The organism is Urbifossiella limnaea, assembly GCF_007747215.1.
Lineage (GTDB): Bacteria > Planctomycetota > Planctomycetia > Gemmatales > Gemmataceae > Urbifossiella > Urbifossiella limnaea.
Genome location: NZ_CP036273.1, coordinates 5,525,803 through 5,544,334, shown reverse-complemented (window position 1 = coordinate 5,544,334; position 18,532 = coordinate 5,525,803). Strand labels below are relative to the sequence as shown.

The 18,532-nt window shown below is 71.9% G+C and carries 11 protein-coding genes; 4 read left to right on the top strand and 7 right to left on the bottom strand.

The genetic code is table 11. The features are described 5' to 3' along the window. The first annotated feature begins 15 nt into the window (after positions 1–15). Complete coding sequence (locus tag ETAA1_RS22580) at positions 16–2,469, top strand: RNA polymerase sigma factor (protein ID WP_145242521.1); 2,454 nt, start codon at positions 16–18, stop codon at positions 2,467–2,469. Positions 2,470–2,549: 80 nt separating this feature from the next. Here the strand turns inward: ETAA1_RS22580 and ETAA1_RS22575 are convergent, their stop codons facing one another. After that, a complete protein-coding gene (locus ETAA1_RS22575; RefSeq protein ID WP_145242519.1) occupies positions 2,550–4,445 on the bottom strand; it encodes a DUF4394 domain-containing protein in 1,896 nt (631 codons plus the stop codon). Between the two features lie 201 nt (positions 4,446–4,646). After that, a complete protein-coding gene (locus tag ETAA1_RS22570) occupies positions 4,647–7,307 on the bottom strand; it encodes an FG-GAP repeat domain-containing protein (RefSeq protein ID WP_145242517.1) in 2,661 nt (886 codons plus the stop codon). Between the two features lie 712 nt (positions 7,308–8,019). Here ETAA1_RS22570 and ETAA1_RS22565 point away from each other — a divergent pair. Continuing rightward, positions 8,020–8,934, top strand: a complete 915-nt coding sequence (locus ETAA1_RS22565; RefSeq protein WP_145242515.1) for a hypothetical protein — start codon at positions 8,020–8,022, stop codon at positions 8,932–8,934. A gap of 196 nt (positions 8,935–9,130) precedes the next feature. On the opposite strand, the gene ETAA1_RS22560 is transcribed toward ETAA1_RS22565, so the two are convergent. Continuing rightward, a complete protein-coding gene (locus tag ETAA1_RS22560; RefSeq protein WP_145242513.1) occupies positions 9,131–10,819 on the bottom strand; it encodes a transglutaminase-like domain-containing protein in 1,689 nt (562 codons plus the stop codon). A 345-nt stretch (positions 10,820–11,164) separates the two neighbouring features. Here ETAA1_RS22560 and ETAA1_RS22555 point away from each other — a divergent pair, with 345 nt between their 5' ends. After that, positions 11,165–11,800, top strand: coding sequence for a hypothetical protein (locus ETAA1_RS22555; RefSeq protein WP_238389279.1), 636 nt, complete (start codon positions 11,165–11,167; stop codon positions 11,798–11,800). Between the two features lie 25 nt (positions 11,801–11,825). Here ETAA1_RS22555 and ETAA1_RS22550 read toward each other — a convergent pair whose 3' ends face one another. Then, positions 11,826–12,671 carry an SDR family NAD(P)-dependent oxidoreductase gene (locus tag ETAA1_RS22550; RefSeq protein ID WP_145242510.1) on the bottom strand — a complete coding sequence of 282 codons (846 nt, stop codon included), beginning with the start codon at positions 12,669–12,671 and terminating at the stop codon, positions 11,826–11,828. A gap of 101 nt (positions 12,672–12,772) precedes the next feature. Here ETAA1_RS22550 and ETAA1_RS22545 point away from each other — a divergent pair, with 101 nt between their 5' ends. Continuing rightward, positions 12,773–13,951: an N-acetylglucosamine-6-phosphate deacetylase gene (locus ETAA1_RS22545; protein WP_145242509.1), complete on the top strand. Its 1,179-nt coding sequence runs from the start codon at positions 12,773–12,775 to the stop codon at positions 13,949–13,951. 64 nt (positions 13,952–14,015) lie between these two features. Here the strand turns inward: ETAA1_RS22545 and ETAA1_RS22540 are convergent, their stop codons facing one another. The 3 genes from ETAA1_RS22540 to ETAA1_RS22530 all read right to left on the bottom strand — a co-directional run bounded on the left by ETAA1_RS22540 (position 14,016) and on the right by ETAA1_RS22530 (position 18,483). Further along, positions 14,016–16,352, bottom strand: coding sequence for a DUF4139 domain-containing protein (locus ETAA1_RS22540; RefSeq protein ID WP_145242507.1), 2,337 nt, complete (start codon positions 16,350–16,352; stop codon positions 14,016–14,018). A 49-nt stretch (positions 16,353–16,401) separates the two neighbouring features. Continuing rightward, a complete protein-coding gene (locus ETAA1_RS22535) occupies positions 16,402–17,694 on the bottom strand; it encodes a glycosyltransferase (RefSeq protein ID WP_145242505.1) in 1,293 nt (430 codons plus the stop codon). Between the two features lie 99 nt (positions 17,695–17,793). Beyond that, entirely contained in the window at positions 17,794–18,483 is a 690-nt protein-coding gene (locus tag ETAA1_RS22530) for an ABC transporter ATP-binding protein (protein WP_145242504.1), read from the bottom strand. Positions 18,484–18,532 lie beyond the last annotated feature (49 nt).

Here is an 18,532-nt window from a genome sequence, read left to right as displayed (position 1 = left end):
CCCTGAGGGTCACGGATGCCCGGCCTGCTTCACCTCCTCGCGGCCGCCGCCCCGGCCGAGCCCGACGCCGACCTGCTGGCGCGGTTCGTCGCCGGCCGCGACGCCGACGCCTTCGCCGAACTCGTTCGTCGCCACGGACCCGCCGTGCTCGGCACCTGCCGCCGGCTCGTCGGCCGGTCCGCCGCGGACGACGCGTTCCAGGCCACGTTTCTGGTGCTAGCGGCGCGGGCCGGGTCGGTCCGCAAGGCGGCGTCGGTCGGCAGCTGGCTCGTCGGCGTCGCCGGCCGTGTCGGCCGGCGGATGCGGCAGCGCGACCGGCGACCGGAATCAGCTAACGCGGAACCGGCGTGTCACCTGCCTCCCGACTCCGGCCTCCTGTCTGCCGAACTCGGGGCGGTTCTCGCCGACGAGTTCACGCGCCTGCCGGACAAGCTGCGGGCGGCGGCGGTCGCGTGCCTGCTCGACGGCCGCACCCAGGACCAGGCCGCGGCCGCGCTCGGGTGGAGCAGCCGCACCGTCCGCCGCCGGCTCGACGAGGCAAAGGAACTGCTGCGGTCGCGCCTCGAACGGCGCGGCATCACCCCCGCCGCGGCGCTCGCCGCGCTGGCGGCCACCGCCGAAGCGGTTCCGGCGTCTCTGGTGGGGAAGGTGACGGACGGCGCGACCCTCTTCCTGGCCGGCGGCGGGGCGGACCTGCCCGCCGCGGCCCTGGCCCACGGAGTGCTCGCAGCTATGACGACGACCCGTTCCGCGGCAGCGGCCGCGCTGTGCGTCGCGGTGCTGGCCGGCCTCGGCGTCGGCTGGGCGAACGACGCCGCGCCGCAGCCGGAGCCCGAGCGCATCCCCGCGCCGGGTGCGAAGGCGCACCCCGCGAAGGAACCCGCGGCACCGGCCGCGCCGTTCGTCCACAAGACGGCGAACTTTGAAGTGACGGCGCCGACCGCGGCCGTCGCCCGCGCCCTCGGCGAGGAGTTCGAGCGACAGCGGAAGGCGGTCGCCGTCGAGTGGCTCGGCAAGGACCTACCGGCGTGGAAGGAGCCAGTCTTAGTGGGAGTGAAGGCGCACCGGACGGCCGGCTGGTACACGGGCGAGGTTCGCTTCCGGGGTGTGACGGGCGTTCCGTACGACGCCACGGTCCACGGCGGCCTCGACGCCCTCCTCGGCGTCGAGGCGCCCCGGACGGCCGCCCGGCTCGTCCTGACGACGCGGTTGGGGCGTCGCCTGCCGCGGTGGGTCGATAGCGCGATCGAGGCGGGCTACTCGGCGGACCCCGACGCCGCCTTCGCCCGCAGCTTCAACCACCTGTACGACGGCCGTTCCCTGCGCCTCTCGACTCTGTTCGTCGGCCGCGGGGAGAAGTCCGACTGGGACGTGTACGAGGCCCAGGGTCACGCGGTCGTCAAGTTCCTCCTCGCCCACGTGGGCGTGTCGAAGGCCAATCCCGCCCCGGGCTCACGGCTGGCACGCCTGCTCGACGGCGCCCCCGAACCGCAACGTGGCCGGGTGGTCGCGTTCGTCGCCGCGGGGGCGGAGGCGAACACCGCCGCGGGCTGGGACGCGGCCGCGAGGGACGTGTACGGGTTCGACTCGGTGGACCGGATGGAAGTCGCATGGCTCGACTGGCATCGGCGGAACGCACCGCCCAAGGGAGAACCAGAACGCGCCGACCCCGACCGCATCCCGCCGCCGGACGCACGCCGCGACCGGACCCACTTCCGGCACTTCGGCATCCTCCCGAGCTTCAACGTCATCGCACCATCGACCGATGTCGCACACGCGGTAGGCATCGCGGCCGAGAAGCACCGGCGCGAGCTGGCGAAGCGTTGGTTCGGCGCCGAACTGCCGGACGCGGCCGACTCTGTCACGATTCGGGTGACGATCACCGCCGGCGGCTCGGGTGGGGCCACCACGTTCACGTTCGGCGAGGCCGACGGCAAGCGGCCGCCGGGCGTGAAGACGGCGTCGATGGAACTGCACGGCCCGCTCGACGCGGTGCTGAAGTCGGTGCTGCCGCACGAGGTCACGCACGTCGTGCTGGCGACGCACTTCGGCCGGCCGCTGCCGCGCTGGGCCGACGAGGGCATCGCCGTGCTCGCCGAGGCGGACGCGGAGCAGTTCAACCACGAGATCCGAGCCCGTGAGTTGCTCAACGCGGGCCGCGCCATCCGGCTCGACACCCTGTTTCGCATGACCGACTACCCGCGCGACCAGATCGTGACGTTCGCGCAGGGGCACTCGGTGTGTCGGTTCCTGCTGGAGCGCGGGGCGACCGGCGTGCGGGCGGACACGCCCCGGTTCGCCCGCGGGGACAAGGAGCCGGCACTGATGGCGTTCCTGGCGCTGGGGATGGGGGAGAACTCGGCCGCGTCGTGGGCGACGGCGGCGAAGGAGGTGTACGGGTTCGAGTCGCTCGACGCGCTGGAGCAGGCGTGGATCGACTCGCTGCGGGCGCCGCCGCGGCGGCGCTGAAAAGCCGTCAGCCCGGGGCGCGAACCCCGGGCTGACGAGTGGAACTCCGGGGGCTGACGCCCCCGGCTCGCCGTTACGGATCAGCCCACGAACACGCCGCCGGCCAGAGCGCCGCCGCCGAACAGGTCGATGTCCTGGAACGTCGTCGGCTCGGCAGTGCTGGTGAAGTTCTTGCCCAGGTACGCCCTCACCTTCGCCGGCGAACCCTCGCCGCTGCCGACCACCAGGTCGCCCTTGCTGTCGGCGTCGAGGTTGGCGTAGGCCAGCCGCACGCCGCCGCGGTCGGTCGTGTTACCGCCCACGAAGAAGTTGGCGATCGGCGCGGCCTGCGTGGCGGCCACGTTCCCGGCCGCCACCTGCGCGCCGTCCAGGATGAACACCCGCGGGGCGCCGCCCGGGCCGCCGCCGAACACCAGGTCGTCGGTCCCGTCGCCGTTGATGTCGCTGGCGGCCACGAACACGCCGTTCCGCAGCGTCGTGGCGTCGGTGCCGGGGAAGGCGAAGAAGTCGTTCACCAACCGGGTCGGTGTGCCGAACAGGCTGGTGCCGTCGAAGATCGCCGTGCGCGGGCCGCCGCCGAACCCGGCCACCACGACCAGTTCGGGGATCGCGTCGGCGTTCAGGTAGGCCACCGCCGAGCGGGCGCCGCCGCGGAAGTTCGGGTCGTCGATGCCGAAGAAGTTGGCCCGCACGGTCGGGGCGGCGCCGATGCCGGCGAAGGTGAAGATGCTCACCCGCGGGCCGCCGCCCTGGTCCGGCGTCACGACGAACTCGGCCTTGCCGTCGGCCCCGGTCGTCCCGACCGGGCCGTCGAAGTCGACGGCCGACACGTACCCGCCGCCGGTGAAGTTGCCGCCGAACGGGTCGAACGGCGCCACCAGCTGCGTCGTGCCGTCCACGCCGCTGGTCACCGACACGCGGATCGGCGTGCCCGGCCCGGTCACGAGGATGTAGTCGGCGACGCCGTCGCCGTTCACGTCGCCGGTGGCCGTGCGCGTGTTCGCGGTGGCGCCGGCGGTCGGGCCGGGGACGGAGCTGCCGACGGTCAGCTGCCCGGCGTCGGTGCCGTATTGCGTCGGGTTCAACAGGGTGACCGACCCGGTGGTCTGGCCGCTGGCCAGCGTCGGGACCGCGGGCGGGGCCACCGACACGTCCTGGAAGGTGATGGCGCCGAGGCCGACCAGCCCGACCACCGTGGCCGCCCCGGTCGTGAGGTTCACGGTGTACAGGCTCGACACGCCGGCCGTGTTGAGGATGGCCACGGCCGTGTTGGCGGTGCCGTAGATGTCGAACCCGGTGTTGGCGTCGGTGTCGAAGCCGAGGGCGCCGATCGACGTGAGGGTGTTGAACGACGGGGCGTTCAGCGTGTTCGACACCAGGGCGTTGGTGCCGCTGATAAGGCCGAACAGGGCGGTGCCGGTGGCGGTGTCGGTGTCGTTGTTGGTGTAGGCGACGGCCACCTCCGGCCCGTCGGCGAAGCCGCCGGCCAGGCCGGTGTAGTCCAGGTCGGCGTCGATGGCGACCAGGGTGCCGTCGTTCGGGTTGACGCGGAAGTTGTTGGTGGTGCCGCCGACCCCGTCGCTGGCCAGGTTGGTGACCACCCGCAGCCGGTCGGCCGTCGGGTTGAAGTCGACGCCGAACTTGGTCGCGGTGCTGATGCCGGTGACGGCGAACGCCGCGGCGACGGGCGTGGCCGCGCCGGTGTTCGGGTCGATGGTGTACAGCTGGGCGTTGTCGGCGTTCGTGGCCAGGCCGTACAGCACGCCGTCGGCCGGGCGGAAGTCTGTGCCGACGAGGCTGTACCCGGCGTCCAGCCCGGTGACCGGGATGCCGACGCTCAGGGTGGCCGGGGTGGCTGTGTCGAAGCGGAACAGCGTGTCGGCGAACGCTCCGGAGCCGAGCGCGAACGCGGTTGCCGGAACCTCGCGGGCTTCTAACTGCTCGGGGGAGAGGAGGTTACGAGCGAAGCGAGCCATGTGCGGGTCCTGTGGTTGGTGCAAGTGGGCACTAAAAACGCCCCCCGCAGAATCGGCACATGCCGCGCCGCCGGGCCCACAAAATGGACCTCGCAAACTGTTTTTCTTGCCCAGATTCGCCAGAGCGACAGGAGCGGGGCGAGATAACGAAAACGCCCGGGAGAACACCCCCGGGCGCGTTCGACTTCAACGACCGGCCACTCACCCCACAAACACGCCCTCGGTGAGCGCCACGCCGAACGGGTCCACGTCCTGGATCACCGCCGGCTCGGCCCGGCCCCGGGCCGACGAGCCGGCGTACACCCGCATGAACGACGGCTGGTTCTCGCCCGAGCCGGTGACGATGTCGGCGAACTGGTCGCCGTCCACGTTCTTCGCCGTCACCCGCACGCCGGTCCGCGAGTCGGAGTCGCCGTTGACGAAGAAGTCGGAGATCGGGGTCGCCAGCGCCGCCCCGGGGCCGCCGCCGAACACGAGGGTCCGCCCGCTCAGCACCCGCACCGCCGGCGCGCCGCCGGAGCCGGCGCCGAGCACCAGGTCGCCGAAGCCGTCGCCGTCCACGTCGCCGATGCTCGCGAACACGCCGTTGCGGAGGCCCTGGTCGAAGGCGAAGAAGTCGCTCGTGATCGGAACGAGGCCGGCGGTGAACACCTGCTTGCCGTCGTAGAGCGCCACCCGCGGGCCGCCCTGGAAGCCGGCCGCCACGAGCAGGTCGGCCCGCCCGTCGCCGTTCACGTCGCCCAGGGCCGTGCGGGCGCCGCCGCGGAAGTTCGGGTCGTTGATGCCGAGGTAGTTGGCCCGCACCCGGGCGCCGACGTTGTAGACGGTGAAGATGGTGACCCGCGCGCCGCCGCCCTGGTCGGGCGTCAGCACCACCTCGCCGCGGCCGTCGCCGTCCAGGTCGCCGATCGACACGAACCCGCCGCCGGTGAAGCTGTCGCTGCCGGCGAACGCCGTCGTCAGCGGCACCAGCAGCGTGTTGCCGGTGCGGCCGTCGATCACGGCCCACCGCACCGACGTGCCCGGCCCGGTGACCACCGCCACGTCCTCGACGCCGTCGCCGTTCACGTCGCCGGTGGCGGTGCGGTAGGTGCCGTCGAACGGGGCGTCCGGGAACAGGACGGGGAAGTTGATGACGCTGGCCTGGCTGAGCTGGCCGTTGACGGAGCCGTACACGCTCACCGCGCCGGGGCCGCCGCCGACGGCGACGGTACGCCCGCGGCCGCCGATGCTGCCGCCGCCCCCGCCCAGGCCGCCGCCGGTGCCGAAGTCCAGCCCGCGGACCGGCACCAGGTTGGTGATCGACGCCGGCAGCTGCGCCCCGCCGATGGTGCGGATCGAGTAGTCGCCGTCGAGCAGCCCGCCGACCTTGTACGACCCGTCGGCCGCGGTCGTGGCCGACGACTCCGGGGTGGTGAACCGCAGGTTGTCGAAGTAGGCGTTCGCCGTCGTGCTCGGGTCGGTGTAGGCGATGACGTAGGCGATGTCGGCCTGCGGCCGGTTGATGATCATCGTGCCGCCGGTGGTGCCGCGCTGGACGGACACCAGCACGACGTCGAGCAGGGTGCCGTTGGCCGCGTACGCCTCCATCCGCCCGGTGCCGCCCGCGCCGGTGCCCGGCACGTCGTCGAAGTAGTCGAGGCTGACCGAGCTCGACGGCCGGTAGAGGTCCACCCGCAGCTGGTGGAAGCTCGCAAAGAAACCGACGTTGTTCGACCCGATCCGCTGGCTGGTGTTGAACACCGTGTCCGACACCTGGATCGACCGGCCGACCTGGTTCACCCCGGTGTTAATCAACGTGAGGGTGGCGCCGGGGATGGCGTTGGTCAGGTCGGCGTTCACGGGCAGGCCGGACGCCGCGATTGAGAAGGTCGTCTCGTAACTGTCGAGTACGCCGTTGGCGTTCTGGTCGGCCCACACCGTCTGCCCGGCGACGGGGGCGTCGCCGGCGTCGAAGGTGTTGTTGCCGTTCGCGTCGGTGTACACCCGGCCGTACGCCGCCGACACGAAGTTTGCCCCGCCGAGCTGGTCGACGCGGAGCCCGGCAGTGAACCGGTTCGGGTCGGTCGGGCGGCCAAAGATGCCGTTCTCATAGCGGTACTGGCCGGGGGCGTTCCCCGAGTCGTCGGGCCGCCCGGCCACCCAGTCGGCGGCGGTGTACCCGGTCGACTCGCCGACCCGGGCGACGTGGCCGTGGGCGGTGGCGTTGATCGTCACCGAGCTGTACAGCGCCCGACCGACGCCGCCCTGCGACACGGTGATCTTGCCGTAGCTCGTCTCGTTGGCGTTGGCCCCGAGCGTCGGCCCGAGCACGCCGACCGAATCCAGCACGGTCCACGTGCTGGCCGCGCTGTCGAGCAGGCCGTCGTCGTTCACGTCCACGTCGGCACCGGGCACGGGCGCGGTGTTGGCCGTGACCAGCAGGAACGTGTTGCTGCCGAAGATGAACTCGAACTCGTTGGACAGGGCGCTGCTGTCGGAGAACCGGTCCGGTGCGGTGCCGCCGAGGCCGCCGAACCCGGTGGTGGTGCCGCGGAGCACGGCCGACCGCGAGTCGACGGTGTACGGGCTGTTGGCCTGCACCACGGCGAGGTAGCCGGACGACCCGAGCTGCACGCCGCCGAGGTCGAACACCGAGTTGATGACGCCGGCCGCGGTGCCGGGGTCGCCGTTGACGGTCACGAGGTACGTGCGGCCGGCGATGGTGGCGCCGGGGTCGCCGCGGAGCTCGAAGAACTGCTCGGTGGGCGAGTTGAAGAACACGCCGGAGTAGCCGACGTCGCTGAGCAGCAGCGCCGGGACGCAGCGGTCTTCGAGCGGCTGGACGCTCAGGCGGGGCCGGAGGCGGGTCGTGCAGTCCATGGCGTCGCGGCTCGCGGGGCGAGGGTTCCTGAATGGAGACTCTACCCACTGTTTTGGCCGGACGCCATCGGCGGGGGTGTGTCCGGCGAAACCGCGGGGTGGGGCCGTCGGAACAACGCGCACGCCGGGCGCGGGCGGGTCCGTCGGGAGGCAAGCTTTGCCCGTCCTATGGGATTCGACGGCGACGGTGGGCAGTTGGATTGTGGCGCGGGCGCGACTTCGGGGCGGGAGAGGGAAGGGGAAAAAGAAGTGGGGCGCGGGATTCGGCCGGGGACTCGCAGACCCGGCTAGTCCCGCGCCCTTGTTTCGAAGGGGGTGTTCGGCGCTGACGGTTAATCAGTTCCGTTGTGGGCGGGACTCGCAACCGCCCACGAAAGAGTTCAAAAGCAGGCTCGGTGCCAATTCGAAAAGTCGCCATCCGATTCCGCCGACGGATCGCAGCAATCCCTTTCCGGAAAGCGAGTTCGGCAAAAGTGGAAAAGACGATGAGGAACCCGGCTGCAGTCATGAGATTGTCGGGAAAGGCGCCGTTGATCGGTTTCGCAGCAGGCGGGTGCGCGTTTTGAGACGATGCGAATCGGGCCGATTCGGGGCTTGTGGCGGCGATCCCGTCCGGAGTACAACATCGGTGTCGGCCCGACCGAGTCGGAACTGTGGGGAACGCGTCGCCGGGGGGAACGGTGGCGCGGGCCGGCCGTGAAGGGACTCCGCAATGACGCGCTACCTGTGCTGCCTGGCCGTGTTCGGGGTGGCCGCAGTACCCGACTGGGCGACGGCGTACCACCCGTGCTGGGCGCCGCCCCCGCCGTGCGCCCCGGTGCCGGCCTACCCACCACAGTTCTACCTGATCCCGGCGCCCGTGCCCGTGTACGAGGTGCCGCTGCCGCCGCCGACCATTCAGCGGGTGCCGGCCGCCGCGACGCGCCCGCCGGCCCTCGCCACGCCGACGCCCGCCCCGGCCCCCGAGCCCGTCCGGCCCGCAACGAACGTCACGCCCGCCCCGACGCCGATGCCAGTGCCGGTGCCGAAGGCGCCGGAAGTGAAGTTGCCGCTGCCGAAGCCGCCCGAGCCGACGCCGATGCTGACGCCGAAAGCGCCGGAGGTGAAGACGCCGCCGTCCGACGTGCCGCCGCTGGTGCTGCCGGAGGAGCCGAAGGCCGCGCCGAAGGTGCCCTCGCTGGTGCCACCCGACGCGCCGAAGGCGTCGTCGCCGCTGGTGCTGCCGCCGCTGCCGTCGGCGGTGCCGTCGCCGGCCCCGGCTCCGGAAGCCGACCCGAAGCGCGATTCGATCCCCCCGCTAGTGCTGCCGCCCGACGTGCCGACGGGCACGAGCGGTGTGATCCCGACGACGGCGCGGTCGAGCCCGCTGGCGTCGCTGCCGCGGGTGGAGGTGTTCCCGGCGGCGGGCGCTTCGGCGGGGGCGCTGCGGAAGGTCGGCTTCTTCAACCACTCCGACCGGCCGGTGCGGTTGGTGATCGAGGGCCGGCCGGTGGTGCTGCCGGCGAAGAACTACCTGCACGCCCAACTGCCGCCGGTGTTCCGCTGGTCGGAGGTGGGCGGCCCCGAGCGCCGCGAGACGGTGCCGGCGGACGCCGCCGGCGTGGACGTGCTGATCCGCGGCGAGTGAGCGCGACGACCCCCCTCGTTCCGCCGCTCGCGGCGGACCGAGTCCGCCGCCGCTGCGTGGCCTACCCGATGAACCTCACCGCTTACTGACGGTGAGACGGCTTCCGGGAATGTGAACCGATCGGAGCCCGGTCCCACTCCAACCCCGCCGATCCGGCGGGCGACCCGATTACTACGGTTGACGGAGCACGCCGTCGTCAGGGCGTGGCCCGCAGCACTTCCACGGACGGCTTCGCATTCAGCACCCGCAGTACGGGGAACAGCGGGGCGAAGCTCCGCTCCTCGTGCCACGAGTGGTCCGCGATCTTGATGTGACCCGGCCCCACACCACCGAGGCCGAGCGTCGGGTCGAGCGGTAGCCACTGGCCGGCGGCGAACGCCTCGAACCACATGTGGTACGCCAGGAACGGCCGGCCGCCCGGCCCCGGGGCGTACACGAGTCCCAGCACCGTCCGCGACGGCACCCCCACCGCCCGGCACATCGCCGCGCCGAGCATCGCGTACTCGGTGCAGTCGCCGCTGAGCGTGCGGGCCACGTTGTCCGCCGTCGCCATCGACTGCGAGAACTCGGCGGCCTTCATGTTCTGGTTCACCCACCGCTCCACGGCCTTCGCCTTGTCCCAGGCGCCGGCGGTGGGCGGCAGCCCGGCGACGGCCCGCGCCGCGTGGCCCTTCACCGCGGCGTTGTCCCAGTTCACGAAGAAGCTGCTGCCGAGGAATTCGGGGCCGGGGGCCGGCGCCGGCACCGCCTTCATGCCGGGGCCGCGCACCGCCTGCACGTGCAGCTCGAACGTCTTCGCCTTCGCGTCGAGGTTCTTCACCTCCTGGCGGGCGTCGGTCGGGAACAGCGTGCCGGGCTCGTCGTCGCGCGCGGCCGTCACCTTGTACACGGCGGACGTGCGACCGTGGACGTCGGCGATCTCGCGGTCGAGGCGGATGGACTGGGCGTTGAACAGCTGCAACGGCTTGGCGATCGGCGCCTTGGCGGCGGCCTCCGTGGTGCGGAGAAACGTCACCCTGCCGCCGAGGCCGGGGAAGTCGAATTCGGTGCGGAACGGCTCGCCGGTGTCGGGGTCGGCCCAGGTGGTGGCGGCCGGCAGCTTCAGGGATCCGAGCGGCTCCATCCGCGACGTGTAGCGGGCGAGCCGTCGGGCCGGCACGCCCTGCCAGAGCACGGTGTCCTCGGTGGCGTCGTACGTCACGGTGACCTTGAGGACGCGGTTCCCCTGGGCGAAGTACGTGAGGTAGTCGAAGCTGGCGCCCGGGGCGAGTTTCTTGCCGGCGAACAGCTTGGCCTCGCCGGCCACGCCGACGACGCCCATCGGCCACGCCACCGAGTCGGCGGCGGTGGCGGCGACGCCCTCGCCCTTCACCTTCAGGGTGCGCCCCTCGACGACGCCGGTGAGGACGAGCATCTGGTCCTTGCCGAGCCCCTGCCGGGCCGTGGTCAGCAGCACCTCGCCCTCGGGCGTCTCGACGGTGCTCTCCTCGCCGAACTGCACGACGACCTGGCCGAAGCGGTCCACGGTGAACTGCTGGTGCTTGGTGCCGTGGCGGTACTTCTTGCCGTTCATCTCGACGGACTTCGCGGTCCATTGCAGGTAGCCGATCCGCTCGCCCTCGACGGCGGCGGCGAACCAGTAGTCGAAGTTGCCGTCGGGGTTCGGGGCCGGCGCCGGGTTCTGCGCGGCCGTGGGCGTGACGAGCGTCGGCGTCTGCGCCGCTGCCGGGGCCACCTTCCCGCCGGGGCGGATGACGATGAACCCGGGCGGGTCGGCGTCGGGCCGCTTCGGGGAGATGACGATGGGGCCGCTCGGCCGCGGCGGCTGGGCGACGAGTCCGGGGGCGGCCGCGACGGCCAGAATGAGGGGAAGCCAGGTCCGCACGGGGTCGCCCTCCGGGTGCGGCGCCGCGGGTCGGCAGGCGCCTCCGCTCATTGTCGGACGCGGGCCGCCGCCGCTCCAGCCCAACCGGCCGCGTTCGCCGGCCCGCGCGCGCCGCCGGCCGCGCCGGCGGCGCGGCGCCACCGTCCCGACCGGAAACCCCCGGCGGGGCGGCAGGTTCGCACCATCCGGACACCCGGGCGGCCTAGAATGCGGGCGGCACGGACGCCGCCGTCGGGAACACGCACTATGGTTAGGTGCCCGAACCCTCCTGACGCACCCGCCACGACGCGACACCACCGGATTCTCCCCCGGGCCGGTTCCTTCTCGATGTCGCGAGGTCGATTCGTGAACCCCGAACGGCTGGCGGAACACTTGCTGATCAAGCAGTACGGCGACTTCACGCTCACGGACGCGGTCCGCCCCGGGCCGGGCGTGCCCGTCCGCCCACGCTCCGGCTACCGCACCGACGTGTACCGCGACCGCGCCGCCCGGCTGAAACTGCCGATGCTCTCGGCCGCGGTCTCCGCGGAGTTACTGTTCGACGCCTTCTTCGCGCTGCTGGAGCCGGTCGGCGAGGTGGTGCACGTCGTGCTCGAAAGCAGCCACGGCGTCGGGGCCGACGAGCACCGCGACTTCCGCCGCGGGGACATCGATCTGCCGGTGCTGCTGAGCCACTTCTGCGAGTTCGAGGACCTGCTGACGCAGGACGGCTGCACCGGCGTGGCGGTGATCGCCGACGGCCGGCCGGTCGAGGTGCAGTTCGACGAGCACAAGCTGCTCCACGTGTACGCCCCGGACCTGAAGCCGTTCCGGCGGGCGCTGCGCGACCTGGGCGTGCGGAAGCGGAAGGTGCTGCCGCTGATCAGCGAGGCCGAGCACCTGCACCACACGACGGACGACCACGCCGACGCCTTCCGGCAGCTGTGCCTGCGCGTCGGCGTCGGCGACTTCGACCGCGTGTTTAGCGACGAGAACGGCTGACGCGCGGGGCCGGAAGCCGCGTCTGTCACGACGCGGCGGCCGCCCGGCGCTTCTCGCGGGCGGCGATCTCCTCGGCGAACAGCTCGCGGACCTTCTTGCGGGCGAAGAGGTCCACGACCCACGGCGCGAACCGGTTCACCAGCACCAGCAGCTTCCCCTTCAGCGTCAGCGTCACCTCGGTCTTGCCGGCCGCGATCGCCTTCAGCGTCGCCTCGGCGACCTCCTCGCTGGTCATGCCGCGCATGTGGTCCATCTGCATCCGCGCCTTCTGCTCCAGCATGTTCTTCGAGAAGTTCGTCTGCGTCAGGCCCGGGCTCACCACCACGACCTGGATGCCGTCCTTCGCCAGCTCGGCGCGGATCGCCTCGCTGAACCCGGCCACCGCGAACTTGCTCGCCGAGTACAGCGACCGCGCCGGCAGCGCCCGCCGCCCGACCACCGACGAGATGTTCACGATCGCCGGCGTCACGCCCTCGCGCAGCAGCGGCAGGCACGCCCGCGTCGTCTCGATCAGGCCGAAGAAGTTCGTCTCGAAGATGGTGCGGAGCACCTGCGGGTCGGAGTCCATGAAGTGCCCGGTGGCGCCGATGCCGGCGTTGTTCACGAGCACGTCGAGGCCGCCGAACGCGGACCGCGCCGCGGCCGCCATCGCCTCGCGGTCGGCCGGCACGGTCACGTCGGCGACGACCGTTTCGATGGTGCCGCCGGCGGCGCGAACTTCCGCGGCCAGCTCGCCGAGGAGCGGCTGCGAGCGGGCGGCGGCGAGCACCTTGCAGCCCTTCTTGGCGGCGACGACGCACAGCGCCCGGCCGATCCCCTGGGACGCCCCCGTGACCAGCACCCGCAGCCCGGCCAGGTTCCGACGCGGCATCGCTCTACCCTCGCGGTTCGTACCCTGTTCTTTGTAGCGGCGGGCGGCCGCGGCCGCTGCGCCGGCGGGCGGCGGCGGGCCGGCAAACCCGGGGGGTCGTGATGGCTGTGACGGTTCTCACGAACGCGACGCTCGTCCTCCCCGACCGCCTCGTGCCGAACGGCTCACTCGCCTTCGAGAACGGCCGCATCGTCGCCGTGAGCGAGGCGCCGACGGCCGGCGGGATCGATCTCGGGGGCGCGTACCTGGCGCCGGGCTTCGTGGACCTGCACGTCCACGGCGGCGACGGCGCCGACTTCATGGACGGCACCGCGGAGGCCTTCCGTGCTGTGTGTCGCTGCCACGCCCGCCACGGCACCACGTCGCTGACGCCGACCAGCACCGTGGCGAAGATGGATCAGTACCTCCGCTTCCTCGAACTGTGCGGCGAGCTGGCCGGCGACGTGCCCGGCGGCGCCCGGATCGTCGGGTGCCACTTCTACGGCCCGTACTTCGCCCGCCCGGCCCGGGGCTGCCACCCGGATCAAGAGTTTCTGACGCCCGACGAGCCGAACGCCGACGCCTTCACGAAGCTGGCCGCGACGATGCCACTAGTCGTGACCGTCGCCCCGGAGATTCCGAACGCCGAGTGGCTCGTCCGCACCTACTCCGCGCGCGGGGTGCGCTTCAACGCGGGGCACTCGCACGCCACGTTCCCGCAGGTGGAGGCCGCGGTGGGCTGGGGCGTGCGGCACGTCGATCACCTGTTCTGCGCCATGTCCGACCGGGCCCGGCTGCGGCAGACGCAGACCTTCCCCATGCGCGCCGGAGTGATGGAGGCGACGCTCTACTTCGACGACTTGACCACGGAGGTGATTGCCGACGGGAAGCACCTCAGCCCTGAGCTGCTGCGGCTGGCCTACAAGCTGAAGGGGCCGGACCGGCTGGCGCTGGTGACGGACTCGATGCGGGCCGTGGACATGCCCGACGGCGAGTACTGGTTCGGGGCCGTGGGCAGCGGCGAGCGGATCGTGAAGCGCGACGGCGTGGGCGTGACGCTCGACGAGACGGCGCTGGCGTCGGCGGTGATGGGCATGGATCACTGCGTGCGGACGATGCACCGCGCGGCCGGCGTGTCGCTGCCGGAGGCGGTGCGAATGGCGAGCCTGACGCCGGCGCGGATTCTCGGCATCGACGCCGACGTGGGGAGCCTCACGGTGGGGAAGCGGGCGGACGTGGTAGTGCTGGATTCGGAACTCGACGTGCGGCAGGTGTACGTCGGCGGCGCACGCGTGGCGTGAGTGACGCCGCTTGCGGCGTAGCGGGGGCGTGCCCCGCTACGCCGCAAGCGGCGAACCGACACACTCAATCCGTCAGGTTCGCCAGGAAGTCTTCGAACGCCTTCCGGGCGGTGAACTCGCTCGCCATCAGCGCCTTCTCGCGGGCCGTGAGCGCGTCGATCTCGCGCTCCTGCGTGGCCAGCCGCGTCAGGTAGGTCTGGTAAACCTCGGCCTCGCGCGGCGTCGCGGCCAGGTTCTTGCGGATGCGGTCCTGGTCGGTGGCCACCCGCGCCAGGTCGGCCTTCACCTGCGTCAGGTCGCGCTGCTGGCCGTCCCACGCGGCCTTCATCTTCAGCGCCTCGGTCAGCTTCTGCTTCAGCGCCGGCGGCGCCTCGGTCAGGCTCAGCACGAAGCGGATCTGCTGGTCCGGGTTGTTCGACAGCTGCACCGTCGTGGCCACGTCGCGCTCCTCGTTCACCACGAACGTCTTCTCCTCGCCGGCCTTCACCGCCACCTGGAAGCGGTACACGCCGGCCGTGTCCTCGATGGGCCGGTCCGTCTCCACGAGCTTGAACTGCTGGTTCGTGCGGTTCGGGTGCTCGATGACCAGCGTGCGGTCGGTCTGACTGCGGTTGGCGATGCGGTACTTCTTCTCCTCGCGCACCTTCCGCACGGTCGTGACGTGCCCCTTGTTCGCCTTCACGCTCGTGATGCGGCCGCTCCCCGGCCCGTTCTGAGGATCGACCTCGGTGCCCAGGTCGATGGCGTAGGACACGAGCCGCTCTTCGCCCGGCTGCACGTCCAGGACGCGCGTGTCGCCGGCGTACGTGCTCCCCTCGAACACCGTGATCGGCCCCTGGCTGAGGTGCACGCCCGACGTGTTCTTGAAGCGCAGGCCCAGCAGCGGGTGCTTCGCCTGCACGGCCGGGTTGTAGATGCTGACGCGCGTGGCCTCGATGTCCTTGCCGACGATCGGCAGCAGGGCGCTCTTCTGGCGGGCCAGCGACACCGGGTGGTCGATGGCGTACTGGAAGTAGTCGCCGAGCTTGCCGGCGGTGGCGGCGTCGGTCACGGCCCCGGTGCTCAGTCGCTCGGCCAGTTGCGCGCCGAGGTTGGCGGCGTTCTGCTTCTCGGCCTTCGCGTCGGCGAGCCGGGCCAGCTGCATCCGGTTCTGCGCGAGCTGCTGCTGGAGCTGCGGCGTGTTGGCGACCGCCATTTGCGGGGCAGCGTAGTTGTTGGCGAGGCCGCCGCCGAGGTTGCCGCCGAACCCGCCGCCGCCGAACCCGCCGCCGCCGTTGACGAACCCGTTCTGGAACGCGAAGTTGTTCCCGACCAGCCCCTGGCCGTTGAAGTTCGGGTTGGCGAACATCGGGTTGAAGATCGCGGAGTTCTGCGTCGCCGGGTTCATCGCCACCGGGTCGGGGCGGACGCCGCGCTGGGCGAACCCGCCGTCATACGTCGGCGGCCGCAGCGACGCGAACAGCTCCGGCTCCACGGTCGGCCGCGGCACGAACAGCGGGTCGTACAGGTCCATCTTGAACGAGATGGGGCGGCCGCTGATGAGCGCCATCCGGACGTTTGCCCAGTCCTCATCGGTCGTGTTCTCGACGACTGCCCAGCCCTGGAGGTACGGCTTGCCGCCCTTGCCCTGGGCGTCGAGGACGAGGCGGTAGCTTGTCTTCCAGATCGGCGACTCGATCACGTACCCGACCTGCACGCGCCGCTTGCCGTCGCCGGCGAAGTGGACGCTCACGGCCTTCTTCTGGGCGTCGTGGTTGCGGGCCAGCACCTCCAGCGCCCGGCGGAACTCCGACTCCAGCACCGGGTTCAAGAACCGCAGCTGCTGCACCTCCTGGAGCCGCACGCTGCGCAGCCCCTCGGCGCACCACATGTTCAGCACCTGCACCGGCATCTGCGTCTGGCCCACGGGCACGGCCTGCAGCTCGATGCCGACGATGGAGCCGGTCAACTTGCCCGGCTGGTTCTGCGCCGTGGGGTTGGTGGTAACTTCGATCCGCTCGCCGCGGGCCTGCTGGAGCACGCCGGCGAGGCTGGGGTCGCCGTTCAGGTTGATCGAGAAGCTGGCGAGTGTCCGCTCGATCGGCTCGCGGCTGTCGTAGCTCACCGCCGCGACGCGGCCGCCGCCGAAGTCTTCCAGGACCATCGACTTGATCAAGTCGTTGATGTCGAGTTCCTGGAACGCCAGGTCGACGCGGGCGTCGCCGTCCACCTCGCCGCTGCGGGAGAAGTAGCCGACGCCGCTGTTGAACATGACGACGCGGGTGACCGGCAGGGTGACCGCGGGGCGGAGGTCTTGCTTGCCGTCGGCGAGTGCGGTGGCGGCGAGCCACCGGTCGGCGGCGACGCCGGCCCCGATCGCGCCGGCCAGGGGGACGGACCAGACGAGCTTGCGGCGCAGCATGGCGGACCCTCGGGGAGTGTGGCGGCGCCGACCGCGCCGCGGCGACACTCTACCCGGGCCGAACGGCGGCGCCTCTCCCGCGTTGGCGGGTTGTTACGAGTTCGTGACCGACCGCGCGCCGCCACACCGCGTCGAGCCGGTCCGCGAGCGGCCCCCAGTCGTAGAGTTCGAGCACCTCGTCGCGGCCGCGCTCGGCCTGCTCGGCGAGCTCGTCCGGCCGGCGAATCCCGGCCACGATCGCGTCGGCCATCCCCTCGTGGTCGGGCGTCACGACCAGGTCGCGGCCGGGCGTCAGGGTCAGCCCCTCGGCGCCGACCCGGGTGCTGACCACGGGCGTGGCTGTGGCGAGCGCTTCGAGTATCTTGAGGCGCGAGCCGCCGCCGATCCGCAGCGGCACGGCCAGCATCCCACACGTGCCCAGGAATGGCCGCACGTCCGGCACGTCGGCGTACAGTTCGACGCCCGGCGTCGCGGCGGCGCGGGCGCGCAACCACTCCGGGGGGTGCCGGCCGACCAGCGCCAGCGTCGCGTTCGGCACCTGGGCGCGGACGGCGGGGAAGATGCTGTTGAGCAGCAGGTTCACGCCGTCGAGGTTGGGCCGCCAGTCGAGGCTGCCGAGGAACAGGACCCGCGCCGGGTCGCGCTCCACGTCGCGCTGCGGGCGGAAGTACGCGGTGTCGACGCCGTTCTCGACCACGGTCGAGTTACGCACGCCGAACCGCTCGCGCATCAGGGCGGCGTCGTCGGGGCTGACGGCGACGGTGGTGGTGGCGGCGGCCATCGCCCACCGCTCGAACCGCTCGAACTTGTGCCACTGCTTGCGGACGTACCACCGCTTCACCGGGTTCTGCTCCGCCTCCACGTAGCGCCGCCAGATCAGCGACTCGACGTTGTGCGCCATCACCACCCACCGGGCGGCGGCGAGGCCGGCGTCGCCGAGGGCGTCGCGCAGCACCTGGGCGTACGGCGTCCACTCGCAGTGCCACAGGTCCACGCGGCCGGCCGCGGCCAGCTGCTTCGCCGCGGCCGCGAGCGCCGGGCTGGCGTGCGTGGCGACCGAGTACGGCAGCGGCGACAGGAGGTTCCCCGCGAGGCGGGCGTAGAACCCGGGGCCGGACTTCGACGGTACCGTCCGCTCGACCACGACCGCCTCGACGCCGATGCCCTTGAACGCGGCCTCCGCGGCGGCGGCCTCGTCGCGGTCGGGATTCTTGTGACACAGGACTGTCACGCGGTGCCGGTCGGCGAGGCGGGCGAGGAGGTTGAACGTGCGGATGCGCTTCCCGGAGGTGAGCGGGTACGGCAGTTCTTCGTCGAGCACGGCGACGCGGAGCGGGCGCATGGCGGAATCCTTCCCCCGGGTGGGCCGCCGATTGTGCCCGAACGGGGGAGGGGGGTGCAACCGCAAGTTGGTGAGGTGCCTTGCCGCGAGCGGCGAAGATTAGACGGCCGCCGTGTCGAGCACCAGTTGCCCCTTCTCCAGGTGCAGCGTCCGCTGCGCCCGCGCGGCCGCCTTCGGGTCGTGCGTCACCATGATGATCGTCTTGTTCAGCTGGCCGCGTACCACGTCCAGCAGCGTCAGGATGGCGTCGGCGCTCTTCGTGTCCAGGTCGCCGGTCGGCTCGTCGGCCACGATCAGCGTCGGGTCGGTCACCAGCGCCCGGGCGATGCCGACGCGCTGCTGCTGGCCGCCCGACAGCTGCCCGGGCCGGTGCGTCATCCGGTCCGACAGGCCGACCAGGTCCAGCGCGTTCTCCACCTGCTTCCGCCGCTGCGCCTTCGACAGCGGCAGCAGCAGCAGGGGCAGCTCGACGTTCTCGTACGCGGTGAGGACCGGCAGCAGGTAGTAGAACTGGAACACGAAGCCGACGTGCCGCGTCCGCCAGCGGGCGAGTTCGCTCTCGGACATGGCCGAGATGGCGTTCGGGCCGACGGTGATGCTCCCGGCCGTCGGCCGGTCGAGGCCGGCGATGAGGTTCAGAAGCGTCGTCTTGCCGGAGCCGGACGGCCCCATCAGTGCCAGGAATTCACCCTCGCCAACGTCCAGCGTGAGGCCCTGCAACACCTCGATGGTTTCGGTGCCGCGGGTGAACGACTTGTGCAGGTCGCGGACTTCGACGATCGCGGGCATGAGCTATCCGTGAAGGTGTGAAGGTGTGAAGGGGTGAAGGGGTGAGCGG

What these genes read in the sequence shown, in the direction of transcription:
- ETAA1_RS22580 (WP_145242521.1), top strand. Translation starts at nt 16, where the DNA reads ATGCCCGGCCTGCTTCACCTCCTCGCGGCCGCCGCCCCGGCCGAGCCC.
- ETAA1_RS22575 (WP_145242519.1), bottom strand. Translation starts at nt 4,445, where the DNA reads ATGGCTCGCTTCGCTCGTAACCTCCTCTCCCCCGAGCAGTTAGAAGCC.
- ETAA1_RS22570 (WP_145242517.1), bottom strand. Translation starts at nt 7,307, where the DNA reads ATGGACTGCACGACCCGCCTCCGGCCCCGCCTGAGCGTCCAGCCGCTC.
- ETAA1_RS22565 (WP_145242515.1), top strand. Translation starts at nt 8,020, where the DNA reads ATGACGCGCTACCTGTGCTGCCTGGCCGTGTTCGGGGTGGCCGCAGTA.
- ETAA1_RS22550 (WP_145242510.1), bottom strand. Translation starts at nt 12,671, where the DNA reads ATGCCGCGTCGGAACCTGGCCGGGCTGCGGGTGCTGGTCACGGGGGCG.
- ETAA1_RS22545 (WP_145242509.1), top strand. Translation starts at nt 12,773, where the DNA reads ATGGCTGTGACGGTTCTCACGAACGCGACGCTCGTCCTCCCCGACCGC.
- ETAA1_RS22540 (WP_145242507.1), bottom strand. Translation starts at nt 16,352, where the DNA reads ATGCTGCGCCGCAAGCTCGTCTGGTCCGTCCCCCTGGCCGGCGCGATC.
- ETAA1_RS22535 (WP_145242505.1), bottom strand. Translation starts at nt 17,694, where the DNA reads ATGCGCCCGCTCCGCGTCGCCGTGCTCGACGAAGAACTGCCGTACCCG.
- ETAA1_RS22530 (WP_145242504.1), bottom strand. Translation starts at nt 18,483, where the DNA reads ATGCCCGCGATCGTCGAAGTCCGCGACCTGCACAAGTCGTTCACCCGC.